This window comes from Lacticaseibacillus camelliae DSM 22697 = JCM 13995, assembly GCF_001436615.1.
Taxonomy (GTDB): Bacteria; Bacillota; Bacilli; order Lactobacillales; family Lactobacillaceae; genus Lacticaseibacillus; species Lacticaseibacillus camelliae.
In genome coordinates this window covers 1-547 of the sequence record NZ_AYZJ01000051.1, presented here as the reverse complement: position 1 = coordinate 547, position 547 = coordinate 1, and the positions used below count along the sequence as shown (strand labels likewise).

Annotated in this window: 1 protein-coding gene; it reads left to right on the top strand. The window is 51.6% G+C overall.

Features of this window, described 5'->3' with window-relative positions:
- Positions 1 to 102 precede the first annotated feature (102 nt).
- Positions 103 to 547, top strand: a 445-nt coding sequence (locus FC75_RS08910) for a helix-turn-helix domain-containing protein (protein ID WP_156403604.1), incomplete at its 3' end; no start/stop codon positions are given.

Sequence of the window (547 nt, the reverse complement as noted above, 5' to 3'; positions counted from 1 at the left end):
CCCCAGTTTACAATTCAAGTGCAACACCCTGACGACTAGACCAGAAAGGCCATGAAGACCTATTCTTGTTAGTGCTAGCTAAACAAGAAAGCAGGAATCTTCATGACCCACTCCCAGATTAGCACCCACAAGCACTACCAACAACTTAATCTTGGCGACCGAGCTACGATTCAGGCCCTCCGGGCTGCCGGCAAGACTATGACCGAGATTGCGCTGGTGCTCCATTGCAATAAGTCGACAATCTCACGAGAGATCACACGCGGAGCGGTAGCTCAGCTCGATTCAAAGCACCATTCGCACCAAGTCTATCTTGCGGAAACGGCTCAAACACTACACGCCCAGAAACGTGACAGGACGGGACACCACGCCTTTCTCAAAACTAGCCGTACGTTCTTTAAGGCTCTTACTAAGGAGCTTACTCGTAAGCCCCGCGTACATAGCGTTGACAGCTTCGTACACTTCTACCGCGACCAGGGTAAGTCCTGTCCTTCAACGACCACCGTGTATCGCTACATCGATGCCGGGCTGCTTAAGCTAGACAACATGG